This is a genomic window from Stenotrophomonas sp. T8, assembly GCF_051853085.1.
GTDB classification, from domain to species: Bacteria; Pseudomonadota; Gammaproteobacteria; order Xanthomonadales; family Xanthomonadaceae; genus Stenotrophomonas; species Stenotrophomonas sepilia.
In genome coordinates this window covers 4,352,279-4,368,273 of record NZ_CP195329.1, presented here as the reverse complement: position 1 = coordinate 4,368,273, position 15,995 = coordinate 4,352,279, and the positions used below count along the sequence as shown (strand labels likewise).

Annotated in this window: 15 protein-coding genes and 1 tRNA gene; 5 read left to right on the top strand and 11 right to left on the bottom strand. The window is 67.5% G+C overall.

What is annotated here, in order from left to right; translation table 11 throughout:
- Positions 1-49: 49 nt before the first annotated feature.
- On the top strand, positions 50-835 hold the full coding sequence (locus ACSDHM_RS20125) for a hypothetical protein (protein WP_439426529.1): 786 nt from the start codon (positions 50-52) through the stop codon (positions 833-835).
- Positions 836-947: 112 nt separating this feature from the next.
- Here the strand turns inward: ACSDHM_RS20125 and ACSDHM_RS20120 are convergent.
- The 4 genes from ACSDHM_RS20120 to birA all read right to left on the bottom strand — a co-directional run bounded on the left by ACSDHM_RS20120 (position 948) and on the right by birA (position 3,618).
- Positions 948-1,023 (bottom strand) — tRNA-Thr (locus ACSDHM_RS20120).
- Positions 1,024-1,063: 40 nt separating this feature from the next.
- Positions 1,064-1,912: an SPOR domain-containing protein gene (locus tag ACSDHM_RS20115; protein WP_188241605.1), complete on the bottom strand. Its 849-nt coding sequence runs from the start codon at positions 1,910-1,912 to the stop codon at positions 1,064-1,066.
- 9 nt (positions 1,913-1,921) lie between these two features.
- On the bottom strand, positions 1,922-2,653 hold the full coding sequence (locus ACSDHM_RS20110; protein ID WP_053498757.1) for a type III pantothenate kinase: 732 nt from the start codon (positions 2,651-2,653) through the stop codon (positions 1,922-1,924).
- Positions 2,650-3,618, bottom strand: a complete 969-nt coding sequence (gene birA / locus ACSDHM_RS20105) for a bifunctional biotin--[acetyl-CoA-carboxylase] ligase/biotin operon repressor BirA (protein ID WP_053498755.1) — start codon at positions 3,616-3,618, stop codon at positions 2,650-2,652. Before birA ends, ACSDHM_RS20110 begins: the two co-directional genes overlap by 4 nt.
- Before the next feature lie 144 nt (positions 3,619-3,762).
- Between birA and ACSDHM_RS20100 the strand changes: the two genes are divergently transcribed.
- Together ACSDHM_RS20100 and ACSDHM_RS20095 are read left to right on the top strand one after the other, a co-directional pair.
- A complete protein-coding gene (locus ACSDHM_RS20100; RefSeq protein ID WP_014645622.1) occupies positions 3,763-4,047 on the top strand; it encodes a hypothetical protein in 285 nt (94 codons plus the stop codon).
- Positions 4,014-4,805, top strand: coding sequence for a zinc-dependent peptidase (locus ACSDHM_RS20095; RefSeq protein ID WP_439426528.1), 792 nt, complete (start codon positions 4,014-4,016; stop codon positions 4,803-4,805). The genes ACSDHM_RS20100 and ACSDHM_RS20095 overlap by 34 nt, the downstream gene beginning before the upstream one ends.
- Positions 4,806-4,890: 85 nt before the next feature.
- On the opposite strand, the gene ACSDHM_RS20090 is transcribed toward ACSDHM_RS20095, so the two are convergent.
- The 7 genes from ACSDHM_RS20090 to ACSDHM_RS20060 form a co-directional block, all read right to left on the bottom strand.
- On the bottom strand, positions 4,891-6,315 hold the full coding sequence (locus ACSDHM_RS20090) for an ATP-binding protein (RefSeq protein WP_065185596.1): 1,425 nt from the start codon (positions 6,313-6,315) through the stop codon (positions 4,891-4,893).
- A gap of 25 nt (positions 6,316-6,340) precedes the next feature.
- Positions 6,341-7,024 carry a response regulator transcription factor gene (locus ACSDHM_RS20085; protein ID WP_004136763.1) on the bottom strand — a complete coding sequence of 228 codons (684 nt, stop codon included), beginning with the start codon at positions 7,022-7,024 and terminating at the stop codon, positions 6,341-6,343.
- A gap of 73 nt (positions 7,025-7,097) precedes the next feature.
- On the bottom strand, positions 7,098-7,472 hold the full coding sequence (locus ACSDHM_RS20080) for a hypothetical protein (RefSeq protein WP_005420623.1): 375 nt from the start codon (positions 7,470-7,472) through the stop codon (positions 7,098-7,100).
- 212 nt (positions 7,473-7,684) lie between these two features.
- Complete coding sequence (dusA, locus tag ACSDHM_RS20075) at positions 7,685-8,716, bottom strand: tRNA dihydrouridine(20/20a) synthase DusA (protein WP_072168733.1); 1,032 nt, start codon at positions 8,714-8,716, stop codon at positions 7,685-7,687.
- Between the two features lie 94 nt (positions 8,717-8,810).
- A complete protein-coding gene (locus ACSDHM_RS20070) occupies positions 8,811-11,519 on the bottom strand; it encodes a peptidoglycan-binding domain-containing protein (protein ID WP_227836897.1) in 2,709 nt (902 codons plus the stop codon).
- A gap of 60 nt (positions 11,520-11,579) precedes the next feature.
- Positions 11,580-12,191 (bottom strand): lysozyme inhibitor LprI family protein, encoded by a 612-nt coding sequence (locus ACSDHM_RS20065; RefSeq protein WP_088497261.1) that lies wholly within the window; start codon positions 12,189-12,191, stop codon positions 11,580-11,582.
- A 421-nt stretch (positions 12,192-12,612) separates the two neighbouring features.
- The gene (locus ACSDHM_RS20060; protein WP_439426527.1) at positions 12,613-14,067 is read right to left on the bottom strand and encodes a SulP family inorganic anion transporter; all 1,455 of its coding nucleotides are present in this window, start codon (positions 14,065-14,067) and stop codon (positions 12,613-12,615) included.
- Positions 14,068-14,275: 208 nt separating this feature from the next.
- Between ACSDHM_RS20060 and ACSDHM_RS20055 the strand changes: the two genes are divergently transcribed.
- Together ACSDHM_RS20055 and ACSDHM_RS20050 are read left to right on the top strand one after the other, a co-directional pair.
- Positions 14,276-15,256 carry a cation diffusion facilitator family transporter gene (locus ACSDHM_RS20055; protein ID WP_072168736.1) on the top strand — a complete coding sequence of 327 codons (981 nt, stop codon included), beginning with the start codon at positions 14,276-14,278 and terminating at the stop codon, positions 15,254-15,256.
- A gap of 111 nt (positions 15,257-15,367) precedes the next feature.
- A complete protein-coding gene (locus tag ACSDHM_RS20050) occupies positions 15,368-15,793 on the top strand; it encodes an organic hydroperoxide resistance protein (protein WP_004153735.1) in 426 nt (141 codons plus the stop codon).
- Positions 15,794-15,995: the final 202 nt, after the last annotated feature.

Here is a 15,995-nt window from a genome sequence, read left to right as displayed (position 1 = left end):
AACAGAAGATGCGGGTGCGCCTTAAGCGCCCGCGCCTTTGGGAGAAAGGATGAAAGGAGTCGTACTCGCCGCATTCGCAACCTCCCTCCTGGCAGGCTGTGCCACACCGATCGGATTGCCACAAGGCATCCCGCCGGATGGCTACACCGAGCTGGTGTCCACGCCTCTCGGGCCATTCCGCTACTTCCGGTCCCTGTCCATTGTTCCGGGGCACAGAAGCTTGCCGCCTCTGGAATCGTTTCAGTGCACGCATACCCAGCACAAAATCGTGCTCATGATGGCTGCAGGATCACAGGTTGATGCTGCAGATACCTGCAAGCGCATTGATGCAGCAGCAAGGTTCTCCGAATCATGGATAGAAGCAAAGGCGAACAGATACAGGATCCTTCTCGCGCCAACGGATACCGCCGCGACTATACAGTCGCGTACTTTTGGATCGTTCTCGGGTGGGAAGACGTTGGCACTTGCGGCTTCGATACATGACGACCGCGAACGGACTGTTGCGAACCTTGTCGATCTGGTCGCACACGAGACATTCCATGCGCTAGGTCATGCCACAAGACACCCTCAGGCGCTTGATGAACGCATCGCCTACTACGCCGGCATCTGCGCACAGCTTCAGGTGAACGGCGTTGTTCGAGAAGATTCGCTGCCTGGAGCCGCCATCGGCACGGACGACGATGCAGTGCAGCTGTCTTCGCAAGCGGCCTATCGCGTCCGTCTCGAGACCTATCCCCTTCTCGCTAATGGCGGCATTCAACTCAAGGAGCAATCCGGCGAACGTATGCTCCAACGTTGCAGTCAACTCAAAAGGGGCATTGCGGTGCCACGGTGAGCTTGTCTGCAGGCCCCCATTCTTCCCCAGAACGGCAACGCACAAAAAAACCCGCCATTGCAGCAGGTTGATTGTTCTCCGTGGACATGTGCGGATGCCAAGGGATCGAAGATGGTGCCGCTTATCCGAATCGAACGGATGACCTACTGTTTACAAGACAGTTGCTCTACCAACTGAGCTAAAGCGGCATGGGTGGTGCACCGGCGGCAGCGCCGCGGTCAGGGGATTCTAGCGCAACCGCGTGCATTCCAGCGACCGGCTCTGCGCCGCGCCGCTGCGCTGCTGGGCCTGGGCCGGCTGCGTGCCCGCCGCCAGCTGCCCTTCCAGCCACCATTGGCCGGCGTCGCCGCTGGCGACCAGGCGCGGCTGGAAGCCGGCGGCCTGCACCGCCGCCATGCGCCGTTCGGCGCCTTCGCGGTTGCGGTACTGGCCCAGCGCCACGGCGTTGGCCTCCTCGCCCTGGCTGATGATGTAGTAGTCGCTCAGGCCGGCGGCGACGATGCGCTTCACGGTGGCCTGGGCTTCGTCACGGTTGGCGGCGGCCGGCAGCATCACCCGGTAGCGGGCACTGCCGCTGGCAGCGGGCTGTTCGCGCAGGCGCGCTTGGCTGAGCAGCGTGCCGGCCTTGTCCTGCGCGCTGCTGGCGGCAGCGCGGTCGGCGAACGGGCCCAGCGCGACGCAGCGCGGCGGCTCGGCGGCCGCGGGCGGGGTTACGGGCTTTTCCGCTGCCGGAACGGGTGCAGGCGGTGTTCCCGGCTTGGCAGCGTCAGCAACCGGCGTAGCGTCAGCCACCTGCGGCCTGGCGATCTCCGGCTTTGCCGGCGCAACGGGCGCGGGCGTCGCAGCCACCGCGGTCTTCGCCGCCGGTTCGCGCTCCATCAGCGGTGCGGTCGGGGCGGCCGCAGTGGCCTCGGCTGCGGCATTGGCATCCGCGCCACCCGGCACCCACCGCAGCTCGGCGACGCCAGCCGGTTGCGGCGCAGGCGCAGGCTTCTGCGGCGCATCGCGCAGCAGCCACCAGCAGGCGACGCCGAGATTGAGAATGGCCAGTACGACGATCAGGGCACGGGTCAGCATGCGCGGATACTAGCGCGCGGGCTGGTGCACCGCCCAGCGGGCGAGGCCATCCAGCACCAGCGAGGGGTGGTAATCGGCAGCGGGCAGCAACGGCATCAGCGCCGGTGCGCCGCCACCGTGCACGAGCAGCGACGGTGCCACGCCCAGCAGCGTGTGCGCGTGCTGTGCGCTGCGTTCAATCAGCGCCACCGCAGCGCCATCGCAGCCGGAGGCCAGCGCGTCGGCGGTGTCGTTGGCGAACTCACTGTAGCCGCCACCGGTCGCGGGCAGCTGCACGGCACGGGCATGCAGTGCTTCGCGCATGGTGGTGGGCGATGCGGAGATGCGGCCACCGTGGTGCTGGCCGTCGGCGTCGAGCAGATCAATCGTCAGTGCGGTGCCCACGCCGACCACCAGCACCGGGCGCTGCGCCTTGGCCGCAGCCAGCAGGGCGAGGAAGCGGTCGACGCCGAACTTTTCCGGCCTGGCATAGGCAATGCGCACGCCGGCGCATTCGGCGCTGGTGCGCACTACATGCACATGCTCGAAGCGACGCTGCAGCTGGTCCAGCATGGCGCTGGTCAGCGATGGTGCGGCCACGCTGGCCACGAACGCGGTGCGGCCGCTGGGCAGGCTGTGCGGCGGCTGCCCGGCCATGCCTTCGGCGCCATGCGCCCAGGCCTGTACGTCACCAGCACGGTCACCCTGCAACGGCGCGAACTTGAAGCGCGAGTTGCCGAGGTCGAACAACCAATCGCTCATGCCGCCCTCACGCTGACTTCGCCGGCGTGCAGCAGGCGTTCCTGGCCATCGATGCGCACGCGCAATGCGCCGTCATCGGCCAGGCCAAGCGCAGTACCGTGCTGCCACTGCCCATCCAGTTCCACGCGCACTTCGCGGCCGGCCAGCATGTCGAAGGCAGCGTAGCGCGGCAGGAACGGAGCGAGGCCTTCGCGATCGAATTCTTCCAGCGCCGGCAGCAGGCGCGCCAGCACGGCAGCAACCACCCCATTGCGGTCCACCGGCTTGCCGGCCAACGTGTCCAGGTCCACCCACGGCTGGGTGATCTGCTCGCCGAACGACGGCGGCATGTGGGTGTTGATGCCGATGCCGATCACCGCGCGCGCCGGGCCGGCGTATTCGCCACCGCCCTCGGCAAGCAGGCCGACCAGCTTGCGCTTGCCATCGACGATCAGGTCGTTCGGCCACTTCAACTGCGCTTGGGTGTAGCCCAGGTCGTGCAGCGCTTCGGCCACGGCGATGCCGGCCACCAGGCTCAACCCGGCCAGGCGGCCCAGGCCGCCGGAGTACAGGCGCATCACCGACAGGTAGATATGCGCGGCCAGCGGCGAGGCCCAGGTGCGGCCACGACGGCCGCGGCCACCGGTCTGGCGTTCGGCCAGCAGCACGCTGACCCCGCGCTGGGGCGCGCTGCACCGCAGCAATTCAGCGTTGGTGGAGTCCACCGTCCAGGCCACCTGCAGGTCGTGCAGCAGGGCCTGGGCATCGGCGGGCAGGCCGGCGCGGATCGCCGCCGGGTCCAGCAGGTCAACCGGGCGGGTCAGGCCATAGCCCTCGCCAGCACGGCCCTCGATGTCCACACCTGCGGCCCTAAGCCCTTGAATACGCTTCCAAATAGCCGCCCGGGTCTGGCCCAGCTCTCGGGCCAGGGCGTCGCCGGACAGGCGACCGGCAGCGAGTTTGGCCAGCAATTGGCGATCGTCCACGGCAGCTTCCACGAAGTCAGGCAGGAATTATGCGGGAAAGCCGCCAGCGACGCCTGCCACGCTGGGTTCCGCAGGGGCTTCCAACGAGGCGCCGGGTTCGGGCTAGAATCGGGAACTCACCCTCCCTTAACGTGGATGTCGTCAATGCGCCGTTATGCCCATTGCCTGATCCTGCTGATGATGCCCTTCGCGGCGTCTGCAACGGCAGCGCTGGACGACAGCCGGGGCGCCTGCGTGTCCTCCAACGGTGATGCCGCCTCGCAGCGCGCGCCGACCGCGACCGCCTCGGCTGCGACCACCAAGCCGGCACCGGTACGCCCTGCGGCCAGCAGTGCCACCAGCACCGGGGGCGGCGGCAGCGACGACGACGTGCTGCAGCGCATCCGTGCGCCGAAGTGGCACAGCTACCTGCCGGGAATGTTCCGCTGATCAAGTCGTTGCTGCAGTGGCTGCGGCCCTCGCCGCGGCCGATCGACGATGCGCTTTGGGAAGACGCCTGCCGCCGTGCGGCCTGGCTGCGCGGCCTGCACGATGAACGCCGCGCGCGACTGCGCGTGCTGGCCACGCGCTTCCTGCATGAGAAGACCATTACCCCTGTCGGTGAACTGCAACTGCAGGCTGGCGATGGCGTGCTGCTGGCCGCACTGTGCTGCCTGCCGCTGCTGGAATTCGGCGAAGTGGGGCTGGAAGGCTGGTCGCAGCTGATCGTCTACCCGGATGCGTTCCGCGTGCACCGCAGCCACATGGATGCGGCCGGCGTGTTGCACGAGTGGGATGACGAGCTGATCGGCGAGTCGTGGGACAGTGGTCCGTTGATCCTGTCCTGGGCCGACATGCAGGCCGACCTGGCCGCGCCGCACGACGGCTACTGCGTGGCGGTGCATGAGATGGTGCACAAGCTCGATGCGCTGGATGGTGCGATGGACGGCACACCGCCGCTGCCGCGGCAATGGCAGCGCGAGTGGGCGGCCACGTTCCAGCGCGCCTACGATGCCTTCTGTGCGCAGGTGGACGCAGGCGAAGAGACCCTGATCGATCCGTATGCGGCCGAGGCGCCGGAGGAGTTCTTCGCGGTGGCCAGCGAGTACCACTTCTCGGCACCGGATCTGCTGCAGCAGGCGTTGCCCGAGGTCGCCGCGCAGCTGCGGCGGTTCTACGGCGAGCCGCCGAAGATCGAAATGCCGTAGTGCCGGCCGCTGGCCGGCAACCTCATGATCTTCGATGGCATTGCTTGGTTGCCGGCCAGCGGCCGGCACTACCGATCAACGAGGTTTACGGCCCCGGCGGCAAGCGCACTTCGAAGCGGGCGCCACCCAGTTCGGCCGAACGGCCCACGCTCAGTTCGCCGCGGTAGTCCTTGATCAGGTCCTGCACGATCGACAGGCCGATGCCGTGGCCCTGCACGCGCTCGTCGCCACGCACGCCACGCTGCAGCACCTTGCCGATGTCATCCGGGGCGATGCCCGGGCCATCGTCGTCCACCGCCAGCAGCAGGCCGGCACGGCGCGCGTTCGGCGCCGGCAGCGGCTGCGCGGTCAGCAGCACGCGGCGGTTGGCCCACTTGAAGGCGTTCTCCAGCAGGTTGCCGAGCAGTTCCTGCAGGTCACCCGGCTCGCCGTGGAAACGCGCGGCCGGGTCGATATCGAATTCGCACAGCACGCCCTTGGCGGCGTAGACCTTTTCCAGGCCACGCACGATTTCCTCGGCGTTGGACTCGATCGGCAGCGGCGCGGAGAACAGCTTGTGGCCCGACGAGGCCGCGCGTGCCAGCTGGTACGAAACCAGGTTGTTCATGCGCTGCAGCTGCACGTCCAGTTCTTCGCGCAGCGCACCGTCGCCGGCGCCGCTGTCCATCTGCGTGCGCAGTACCGCGATTGGCGTTTTCAGGCTGTGCGCCAGATCGGCCAGGGTGTTGCGCTGGCGCTCGAGGTTCTCGCGCTCGCTTTCGATGAAGGCGTTGATGCTGTCGGTCAGCGGTTCCAGCTCGCGCGGGTGGCGCTCGCTCATGCGCTCGGTCTCGCCGCGCTGCACCTTGGTCAGCTCGGTGATCACCCGGCGCAGCGGGCGCAGGCTCCACTGCAGGATGACGGTCTGCAGCAGCAGCAGGATCAGGCCGATGCCGCCCAGGTAGAACCAGACGCGGCCACGGAACACGCGCAGCTGCGCACCCAGCGCGCGCGAGTCTTCCATCACATAGATGGTGTACGGGAATTCGGTGGCGGGGTCGGCGTCGGCGCCCCACACCAGGCCCAGGCCATAGCGGTACACCGAGCCCTGGCTGCCATCGATCTGGATCATCGGCAGCGGGCCTTCGAACACTTCCTGGCGCGGCGCCAGCAGGCCGCCACCGACGGTGGGCAGCATCGGGCCTTCGGCGGACATCGAATTGCCCTTGCCGTGCGGCATCACCACCTGCAGGTACAGGCCACTGCCCGGTACGTCGAAGCGCGAATCCGGCGGCTGCTCGCGGATGTACAGCGAGCGGTCGCGGGTGAAGTCGATGCCGGCCGCGTAGGAGGTGGCGTAGTTCTTCAGGCGCTCACGCAGGTTCGCCTTCGCCGTATCGGCGAAGGCGGCGTCGAGCGCGTAACCGGCCAGCGCCAGGAACGCGACCAGGCCCACGGACGCGGCGAGCATCTGGCGCGCCTGCAGTGAGCGCGGCCGCCAGCGTCGGAAGAACCACAGACGGCCGGACATCGTGTTATCGCCAGGGTGAGCCGGCTCAGCCCTCGTTGCGCGGGATCGCGAAACGGTAGCCGCGACCGCGCACGGTCTCGATCGGCTTCAGTTCGCCATCCGGGTCCAGCTTCTTGCGCAGGCGGCCGATGAAGACCTCCAGCACGTTGGAGTCGCGGTCGAAGTCCTGCTGGTAGATGTGTTCGGTGAGGTCGGCCTTGGAGACCAGTTCACCGGCATGCATCATCAGGTACTCCAGCACCTTGTACTCGTAGCTGGTCAGGTCGACATTGCTGCCGGCCACGCTGACCGTCTGGGCAGCAAGGTCCAGGGCGACCGGGCCGCATTCCAGGGTCGGCTTGCTCCAGCCGGCGGCGCGGCGCAGCAGCGCGTTGACGCGGGCCAGCAACTCTTCGACGTGGAACGGCTTGACCAGGTAATCGTCGGCGCCCTGCTTCAGGCCCTCGACCTTGTCCTGCCAGCTCGAACGCGCGGTCAGGATCAGCACCGGGAACTTCTTGCCTTCGTCACGCAGGGCCTTGATCAGCTCCATGCCCGACATCTTGGGCAGGCCGAGGTCGATGATGCCGACATCGAACGGAACTTCGCGCCCCATGTAGAGGCCTTCCTCGCCGTCCTGCGCAGCATCGACGGCAAAGCCTTCGCGCTTGAGCCGGGCTGCCAGGGTCTCACGCAGCGGGGCTTCGTCTTCGACCAGAAGGATACGCATGAACTCTCCCTAGTGTCCTGGGTGTGGCCCGGAGGCCTGTGGGGTACGGGTTGATAGCGACGACTATCCCTGTTCAGGGGTTATCGCCGCGTAGTGATGACATATCCGACCGCGGCGTGCGCGGCTGTGAACGCGACGGGGCGGGGTCGTCCATGTAGCGGACCCGGCCCCGGTCGTCCATGTACTTCACCCGGTTGATATCACGACCATCGAACGGCACGCGCTCGGCGCCGAGGATGTGGCCGCCGGTGCTGCGCTGCACGCGGCGCACGGCATCGGACAGCGAACGCTCGTCGCCACGGTTGCCGCGCTCTCCCCGATCCATCATTTCCGCCCGTGCCTGCTCGCCGCGCGGCGGCTGTTGCGCCAGCGCCGACGACAGCGGCGCAGCCGACAGCACCACGCAGGTGGCCAGGGCAATGCGGCAATGGAAGGGAGCGGAAGACATCGATGCGATCCTAGCCGAGCACGGCGATTCGTTCAAAAGTCGTAAATCCGGGAGCCGGGTGCGGGACCCGGCCTTTACAATTCCTTTGCAAATTCTTGGTTTGGGGCAGTGAATCCGGTCTGAACTTTTCCGGCCGCAGCCCTGCGATGTTCAGCTAGGTGAACATTCGGGACGAATCGCCGTCCCTTGTCAAGTCAGGAATGTGACTGCGGTCACGCTGCGGCACGATCGGCTTCGCGCTCGGTGACCGACAGCGCCTGCTCGACCAGGCTCCAGTCGGCGCCCGGGCGGTGCGCGCCCTCGCTCAGCACCTGGCGGAACGCGCGGCCACCGGGCTGGCCGTGGAACAGGCCGAGCAGGTGGCGGGTGATGTGCTTCAGCGCCAGGCCTTCGCCCAGGCGCGCTTCCACGTAGGGACGCAGCGTGCGCAGCAGGTCGCCACGGGCCTGAAGCGGGGCGCCGGTCTGCAGCGCCTCCAGCTGATGCAGCAGGTAGGGGTCGTGGTAGGCCGCGCGGCCCAGCATCACGCCATCGACGTGCGCGGCCTGCGCCTGCACCGCCTCGATGGTGGCCAGGCCGCCATTGAGCACCACCGGCAGCCCCGGGCGCTCCTGCTTCAGGCGGTAGGCCCAATCGTACTTCAGCGGCGGAACCTCGCGGTTCTCCTTCGGCGACAGGCCCTTCAGCCACGCGTTGCGCGCATGCACAACCACCATTGCGGCACCGGCGGCGACCTGGCGGTCGACGAAGGCGGCGAACACGTCGTAGTCGTTGTCCTCGTCCACGCCCAGGCGGCACTTCACCGTCACCGGGATATCAACCGCGTCGACCATCGCCGCCACGCAGTCGGCCACCAGCGCCGGCTCGCGCATCAGGCAAGCGCCAAAACGCCCGGCCTGCACGCGGTCGGACGGGCAACCGCAGTTGAGGTTGACCTCGTCGTAGCCCCACTCGGCGGCAATGCGCGCAGCCTGCGCCAGCAGGGCCGGATCGCTGCCGCCCAGCTGCAGCGCCAGCGGCTGTTCGCTGACATCGAAACCGAGCAGGCGCTGGCGATCGCCATGGATGACCGCATTGGCGTGCACCATTTCGGTGTACAGCCGCGCACCCGGCGCCAGCAGGCGGTGGAACACCCGGCAATGGCGGTCGGTCCAGTCCATCATGGGCGCGACGGACAGGCGCAGGGAATCAGCGTAACGGGCGGTGGCGGACGTCATCGGGGTGTTGATCGGGGAGACCGGCATTGCCAGTGAGATCAATAGTTTACACCGGACGGCTGAACGGCGGCGGGTGGCGCCGGGACTGGCCGCTCGACCGGCCCCGGGGTCGCCGCGTGGCCTACAACCCGCGGTTGCGCACCTGTTCCTGCTGCTGCTCCTGCGCACGCTGGTTGAACTGGCTGTCCAGCGCTTCGCTTTGCCGGCTGCTGGCCTCGACCGAGTGCGATACCGCCTGCTGGCGGTCGACGAAGGTCCGCTGCGCCGCCGGGTCGCCCAGCTCGCCCTGCACCGCAAACAGACCGGTGCCGTCGGGGCGGGCCACGACATGGTCGATCTGGCGCATCCCGGACACCTTGCTTTCGTACGCCAGCTGGCCGGCCGCCCGCTCAACCTCCTGCGGGTTGGCGAACAGTGGCTTCAGGCCGGCCTGGGCACGCTGCTGCTCCAGCGCCTGCAGCTTGCCCAGCGCCTGGCCGAAGCGCGCGTTGTCGGCGTGCCCGGCGTCGCGCATGCTGGCCGGCTCTGCGGGCTCGGCCCGGGCCGGTGCCGCCGGCGCGGTACCGGCCTTGACCGCGTTGGGGGCATCGACCTGCGCCAGGGTCTTGCGGCCTGCCTTGCCATCGTCGTCCAGGCCGTTGTTGGCCTGGAACTGCTTGACCGCCGCAAAGGTGTCCTTGCCATACACACCATCGGCGTGCAGCGGCTTGCCATCGGCCCCGGCATAGCCCAGCGCCGCCAGCTTGCTCTGCAAGGCCTTGACCTCATCGCCGCGCTCGCCCTGCTTCAGCACGCCATCGGCCATCGGCGCCTGCTGTGCACTGCGTGCCGCCTGCGCGGCCTCGGGGCCCTGCGCGTGGACCTTGCCGCCCAGGGTGATGCGGTCGTTGAGGATGTCGCCCAGATAGCGACGGTACTGGTCCGGCTCGACTTCGATGTGCGCGTGCACTGCACCCGGCGAGCCCACGTCCGACTGCCGCACCAGCGGCGCACCGTATTCGACGAAATCCCCGGTCTTGTATGGAATGGACCCGCGCGCGCCGTGCAGCACCTGGCCCACCAGTTCGCGGCGCGCGTCGCCGACCGGATGGCTGTAGATGCTGATGGAGTTGGTACCGTCGTTGTTGAGCTGGACGTAGCCGGCGACCGGACTGGGAACCATCAGATTGCGCCCGCCTGACCGGTCGGTCAGGATCAGGTCCTTCTGCACCAGCGGAATGTTGTTGACGTCACCACGCCGGCGCACGGCCTCCAGCTCGCCCTCGACCATCTCCGCGCTACGGTCGACCCGGCTGGCATCGCCCGCGCGAACGGCAGCCGCGTTGGTGTTTGGGTGGTGGATCTTCAGTTCGCGGAACGCTTCTTCGCCACTGATGCCGTGGCGCAGGATGCGGTTACTGCCGCCATTGCCGAACGGCTCTACCACCGAGATGCGCTCGCCGCCGGGTGCAGGTGCCGCGGCCGGTGCAGCAGGCGCAGCGGGTGCGGACGGTGTCGGCGTTGCAGGGCGGTGCTGTGCCGCTTCGGCCTGGATCGCACTGCGTGTGCCTGCGTCGGCCATGCCAGTGACCGGCAGATGGTGCTGTTGCTGGAACGTGTTGATGGCGTGCTGGCTCCCTGTCCCCAGGTAACCATCGGCGGTAATCGCTTTGCCCTGTGCATCGGTCAGCCCCAACGCCACCATGTCAGCCTGCAGCGCGCGTGCCTCGCGATCGATCGCACCCAGCGTTGCCGGACCGGCCTTGCCATCCACCGGGGTCAGGCCATGATCGCGCTGGAACGCTTCGACGGCCTTCCGGGTAGTGGCATCGAACTGTCGGTCGGGATGGATGGCCTGCGCGCCTGCGCCGCCATAGCCCAGTGTGTGCAGGTTGTGTTCCAGCTTTTCCACCGCGCGGCCGCTTGAGCCCTCCTTCAATACCTGCGGACCACCGCCACCGTGCCCGTGCGCTCGCGCCTGTTGCAGCGCCACCTGGATATCCGGGTCGCTGCCTTCGGTGGCGGGCGCGAAATCCCGGCGCCCCACCTTCAGGTGCGCGCGATCCATTTCGGCGGAATGCTGCGCATAGGCATCTTCATACCTGGCAGCGACATCGGCAGCAGCCAACCCGGCATAGGAAGGGGTGCGCTGGCGGATGGCAGCGGCCTGGTCGCGCAGTTCCTGGTAGTCACCACCGCGCTTAAGCACCGCTTCCAGGTCATCCAGCCGACCCGGCAGCTGGTTGGCGGTCTTGGCAATCAATGCGATGGCCTCGAAGCGCTTGTCTTCGGCAATGCCGCTGCCATGCTTGTCCAGCATGGTCATGGCGATATTCGTGGCATTGCGCACCTGCGGGTAATCGATGTGGGTGTGAATCCACTGCTTGCCTTCCGCCGAGCCGGCCCAAGCATTGATGCTGTCACGCGTTGGTGCATCGATGAAGCGGATGGATGAGCGCTTTCCCTCGCCATTGCCGTGGCTGAGCAGATCCGCACGCAGGTCAGTGCGATCATGCGTGAAGGGCAGGTTGTGTGCCTTGGCGTAGGCGCTGGCCTGGTCAATGACCCCATCGACATACGTTGTCTCGCCCGGCTTCAGTTTGCGCGCCTGCGTCGCGCCCAGCGGCCACTCGCCACGTTGGCCGAAATCCACCTGAATGGTGCCCAGTGAATAGCCGCTGTTGTCCCTTACCGCACTGACCGTGCCCCATTGCGGCTCGTTCAGGTGCTTGGTGATGCCAGCAATGCTGAGGTGGTACGACGATCCACCACCTTCGGTGCCGCGTCCGACAGCAAAGAACACCGCGCCGGCAGTGGCGTCCAGGTTGCGGGTGTCAATATTGTTTGGCATGTCTTACTTCCTTGTCCGTGGAGGATTGACCGGTTGCAGTTGCCTGCTGGCGACCGTGGATCAGGGCGTCAGCACCCGCGTGTGCAGCTCGACAGCGCGGTTGGCATACCGGTTGATGCGGCACGACTGAGCATCCAGCATCGGCCCCACATGGTCGCTGGAAGGTGCACAGCGCTTTTCGGTATCTGCAGCCCAGTTGGCCTGCTCGTCCATCCAGCGGTCCTTGGCCGGGCCGTCGGGGCCGTCCATCAGTCGCGCGACCTGTGCTTCCAGCAGCGCCTTGTGGTGGGCGAGCTCGGCCGTATCGCAGGCTTCCAGCTGGTCGTCCATGCCGCGGGCGTCCTGCACGCAACGGGTGTATTCCGGACGCAGCGTTGCCTGGGTAAACGAGGTATCCGGCGGCGCGCTCTGCGCCAGCAACTGGTCGGCACGGTTGGCAACACGGTACAGGCGGCATTCCTGCGCGCCCTGCAGCTGCTGCACGCTGCCGTTGGGAACATCGCGGCAATAACGGTCTGTATCGCTGCGCCAGCTCGCCTGGCTGGCCTGGAACGCCATCTGGGCAGCAGCGTCGAGCCCGGCCAGCGCCTTGCTGGCCGCCGCTTCGAGACGCGCTTCCTGGTAGGCAAGTTCGTCCTTGCCGCAGGCCTGGAGCTTGCCTGCATCTTCCACCCCATCCACACACCAGCCATAGGCTGGGCGCAGGCGACCCTCGGTATAGGACGCATCCGGGTAGTGGGGGGATTCTGCCGATGCCGGGCCGGAAGGGGCTGTCGGCGATGCCGCAGCAATCGACGCGGGGGCCGCCGTTTCGGTCGATGCCTGGGAAGAAGGCGCCTGGCATGCGGTGAGCGCCAGGCACAGGGCCAACACCTTCCAACACCCACGGCCGACGCCGACCCGTTCGTTGCGCCCAAGCGCGTCCATTGCCTGCATTGCCTGTTTCTCCCTTGCGTGTCGCCAGCGGGTGCCGGCAGGGAGGGGCCGTCCATCGACCCCCATCACGCGGGCAATGCTACGACAGCGCCGGTTTCAGGTGCCTGACCGGATTCAGAATGCGTGCACCTCGTCGCAGAAGCAGGAAGCGTAAGCCTCAATGCCCGCCCGCGCGCCCGCCCACCTGTTCGATCAGCGTCTGGCTAGCCACATTGAGGCCCACCACCACCACCTCCGCCCCATGTGCGGCCAGCTTTTCCCACGCACGTTCCAGCGCGGCCACTGCGGTCAGGTCCCACAGGTGGGCGTCACGCAGGTCGATCTGCACCTTCGGCGCGACGTGCTGGTAGTCAAACGCCGCGCCCAGCTGGCCGGCGGACGCAAAGAACACCTGCCCGCGTACGCGGTAGACCTGCGTGTCTCCGGCATCCTCGCGCTGCACCTCCAGCATGCGGCCCACCTTGCGGGCGAAGAACAGGGCAGACAACAGCACGCCGCTGAGCACACCCTTGGCCAGGTCGTGGGTGGCCACGGTGACCACCACGGTCAGCAGCATCACTGCCGACGAGCTGCGCGGATGCGTGCGCAGGTCGCGCAGCGAGCGCCAGCTGAAAGTGCCGATGCTGACCATGATCATCACCGCCACCAGCGCAGCCATCGGGATCTGCCGCACCAGGTCGCTGCCGTACACCACCAGCACCAGCAGCAGCACGCCGGCCACCAGGCAGGACAGGCGGCCGCGGCCACCAGACGTCACGTTGATGACCGACTGGCCGATCATCGCGCAGCCGGCCATGCCACCGAGGAACCCGGTGACCGTGTTGGCCACGCCCTGGCCGACGCATTCGCGGTTGCGCTCGCTGGGCGTCTCGGTGATGTCCTCGACGATCTGCAGGGTCATCATCGATTCGAGCAAGCCGACCACGGCCAGCGTGGCCGACACCGGCAGCAGGATGCGCAGCGTTTCCCAGCTGAGCGGTACATCGGGGATGAGGAACTGCGGCAGGCTGTCCGGCAGCTGGCCCATGTCACCAACACTGCGCACGTCCACGCCAAAGCCGATCACTACGGCGGTGAGCACGACGATTGCCACCAGCGGCGAAGGCACAGAGCGGGTGAGGCGCGGCAGCAGGTAGATGATCGCCAGTGCGGCGGCACACAGCACGTAGACGGTGGGGCCGTGGCCGATCAGTTCCGGCATCTGCGCCAGGAAGATCAGGATCGCCAGCGCGTTGACGAAGCCGGTGATGACCGAGCGCGAGACGAATCGCATCAGCGACCCAAGCTTGAACACACCGGCCAGCACCTGCAGCAGGCCGGCCAGGATGCTGGCGGCAAACAGGTACTGCAGGCCGTGGTCCTTGACCAGGTCGACCATCACCAGGGCCATCGCGCCGGTGGCGGCAGAGATCATGCCGGGGCGGCCGCCAGCGATGGCGGTGACCACCGCGATGGAAAACGCGGCGTACAGGCCGACCTTGGGGTCGACGCCGGCGATGAGCGAGAAGGCGATGGCCTCGGGAATCAGGGCCAGGGCGACGACCATGCCGGACAGCAGATCACCACGGATGTTGCCGAGCCATTGCTGGCGCAGGGGGTAGGACGTTTGCATGGAAAAACTCCGCGCGCACGCGGGCGTGGCCGCATGGCGCTGCAGTGGAAAGACGCGGGTTCCTGAGCCGGGCGGGCCGGCTGCCGAGGTGCGGCAAGGGTCAGGGTGGCGTGATCACTGCAGGCGGGAATCGGTACGTGGGGGGGACGCAGTCTACGGCACAGGGCTGCCAAGGGACAGCGTCGACAGCCCGCAACGGCAGCGGAGCATGGCTCCGCTCTACAATCGCGCCATGGCCACCGACCACGCACAGTTCTTCGATCCCGCCACCGAACAAGGCGTGCTGCGCCTGTCCATCGCCGCCTCACTGCTGCTGGCCGCGGCAGCGGTGGTGTTCGGCCTGCTGGCCAATTCCTCGCTGATCATCTTCGACGGCATCTACGGCCTGATCGATGTGGTGATGACCTGGCTGTCACTGCTGGTCGCGCGGCTGATCGCACTGTCCACCAGCACCGACGCGCTGCAGTCGCGGCTCAACCAGCGCTTCACCATGGGTTTCTGGCACCTGGAGCCGATCGTGCTGGGGGTGAGCGGCACGCTGATGATCGGCGCGGCGCTGTATGCGCTGGTCAATGCGGTCGACGCGCTGATGTCCGGCGGTCGCCACATCGCGCTCGGTCCGGCCATCGCCTTCGCCGGGTTGTCGATCGTCGGCGAAGGTGCGCTGGCCTGGTTCGTGCTGCGCGCCAACCGCCGCATCGGTTCGGAGTTCATCGCACTGGACGCGAAGAACTGGGTGATCGCCGCCAGCATGTCGGCCTGCTATCTGCTGGCCTTCCTTGGCGGCGTGCTGGTGCAGGGCACCTCGCTGGCGTGGGTCGGGCCGTACATCGACCCGGCCATCCTCGCCTTCGTCTGCGTGCTGGTGATGATCGCCCCGCTCGGCACCGTGCGCCGGGCGCTGGCCGGCATCCTGCTGGTCACCCCGCCGGAACTGCAGGCGCATGTGGATGCGGTGGCACGCGCGATCGTGGCCAGGCACGGCTTCGTCGAGCACCGCAGCTACGTCGCGCAGGTGGGGCGTGGCGAGCAGATCGAGCTGTTCTTTGTGGTGCCGGAAGACGACCCGCCGCGGCCCCTGGTCGAATGGGACCGGCTGCGCGACGAGATCGGCGAAGCGCTGGGCGAGGCCTCGCCGGACCGCTGGCTGACCATCATGTTCACCACCGACCGCGAGTGGACGATCTAGGCCGGCAGGACGATCGATCAAGTTTTTCGTACGCGTTGCAACCCAACGTACGCGGAAAGCGGGCAAAGTAGGCTCCAACGCAACACCCACCCACTGACCAGGAGCATCCCGATGTCCATCGAAAAGGTTCTGTACACCGCCCAGGCCACCTCTACCGGCGGCCGCGAAGGCCGTTCCGTCTCCTCCGACAACGTGCTGGACATCCAGCTGTCGACCCCGCGCGAGCTGGGCGGCGCCGGCGGCCCGGGCACCAACCCGGAACAACTGTTCGCCGCCGGCTACTCGGCCTGCTTCCTGGGCGCGTTGAAGTTCGTGGCCGGCCAGGCCAAGGTCGCGTTGCCGGCCGACACCACCGTCACCGGCAAGGTCGGCATCGGTCAGATCCCGACCGGTTTCGGCATCGAGGCCGAGCTGACCATCAACGTGCCGGGCGTGCCGCGCGAGCAGGTCGAAGAGCTTGTGCAGAAGGCGCACATCGTGTGCCCGTACTCGAATGCCACCCGCGGCAACATCGACGTGACGCTGATCGTTGCCTGATGCGGTGCTGCCGGCCAACGGCCGGCACTACCCGCGCGCGGTGAAAAAAAATGGGCGGATGCCGGTCGAAACCGAGCATCCGCCCATCCCACCTCGGGTGGGCCCCGGCACGTGGCCGGGGACGCATTCGCTACGGCGCGCATCCATCCTTCTGGAGGAGAGCCCCCTTGTTGTTCAAGGGGGTGCGCCAACGGCGCGGGGA

Excerpts from the sequence above, each read along its gene's own strand:
- ACSDHM_RS20125 (WP_439426529.1), top strand. The coding sequence starts at position 50 with ATGAAAGGAGTCGTACTCGCCGCATTCGCAACCTCCCTCCTGGCAGGC.
- ACSDHM_RS20115 (WP_188241605.1), bottom strand. The coding sequence starts at position 1,912 with ATGCTGACCCGTGCCCTGATCGTCGTACTGGCCATTCTCAATCTCGGC.
- ACSDHM_RS20110 (WP_053498757.1), bottom strand. The coding sequence starts at position 2,653 with ATGAGCGATTGGTTGTTCGACCTCGGCAACTCGCGCTTCAAGTTCGCG.
- ACSDHM_RS20100 (WP_014645622.1), top strand. The coding sequence starts at position 3,763 with ATGCGCCGTTATGCCCATTGCCTGATCCTGCTGATGATGCCCTTCGCG.
- ACSDHM_RS20090 (WP_065185596.1), bottom strand. The coding sequence starts at position 6,315 with ATGTCCGGCCGTCTGTGGTTCTTCCGACGCTGGCGGCCGCGCTCACTG.
- ACSDHM_RS20085 (WP_004136763.1), bottom strand. The coding sequence starts at position 7,024 with ATGCGTATCCTTCTGGTCGAAGACGAAGCCCCGCTGCGTGAGACCCTG.
- ACSDHM_RS20080 (WP_005420623.1), bottom strand. The coding sequence starts at position 7,472 with ATGTCTTCCGCTCCCTTCCATTGCCGCATTGCCCTGGCCACCTGCGTG.
- dusA (WP_072168733.1), bottom strand. The coding sequence starts at position 8,716 with ATGCCGGTCTCCCCGATCAACACCCCGATGACGTCCGCCACCGCCCGT.
- ACSDHM_RS20070 (WP_227836897.1), bottom strand. The coding sequence starts at position 11,519 with ATGCCAAACAATATTGACACCCGCAACCTGGACGCCACTGCCGGCGCG.
- ACSDHM_RS20060 (WP_439426527.1), bottom strand. The coding sequence starts at position 14,067 with ATGCAAACGTCCTACCCCCTGCGCCAGCAATGGCTCGGCAACATCCGT.
- ACSDHM_RS20055 (WP_072168736.1), top strand. The coding sequence starts at position 14,276 with ATGGCTCCGCTCTACAATCGCGCCATGGCCACCGACCACGCACAGTTC.
- ACSDHM_RS20050 (WP_004153735.1), top strand. The coding sequence starts at position 15,368 with ATGTCCATCGAAAAGGTTCTGTACACCGCCCAGGCCACCTCTACCGGC.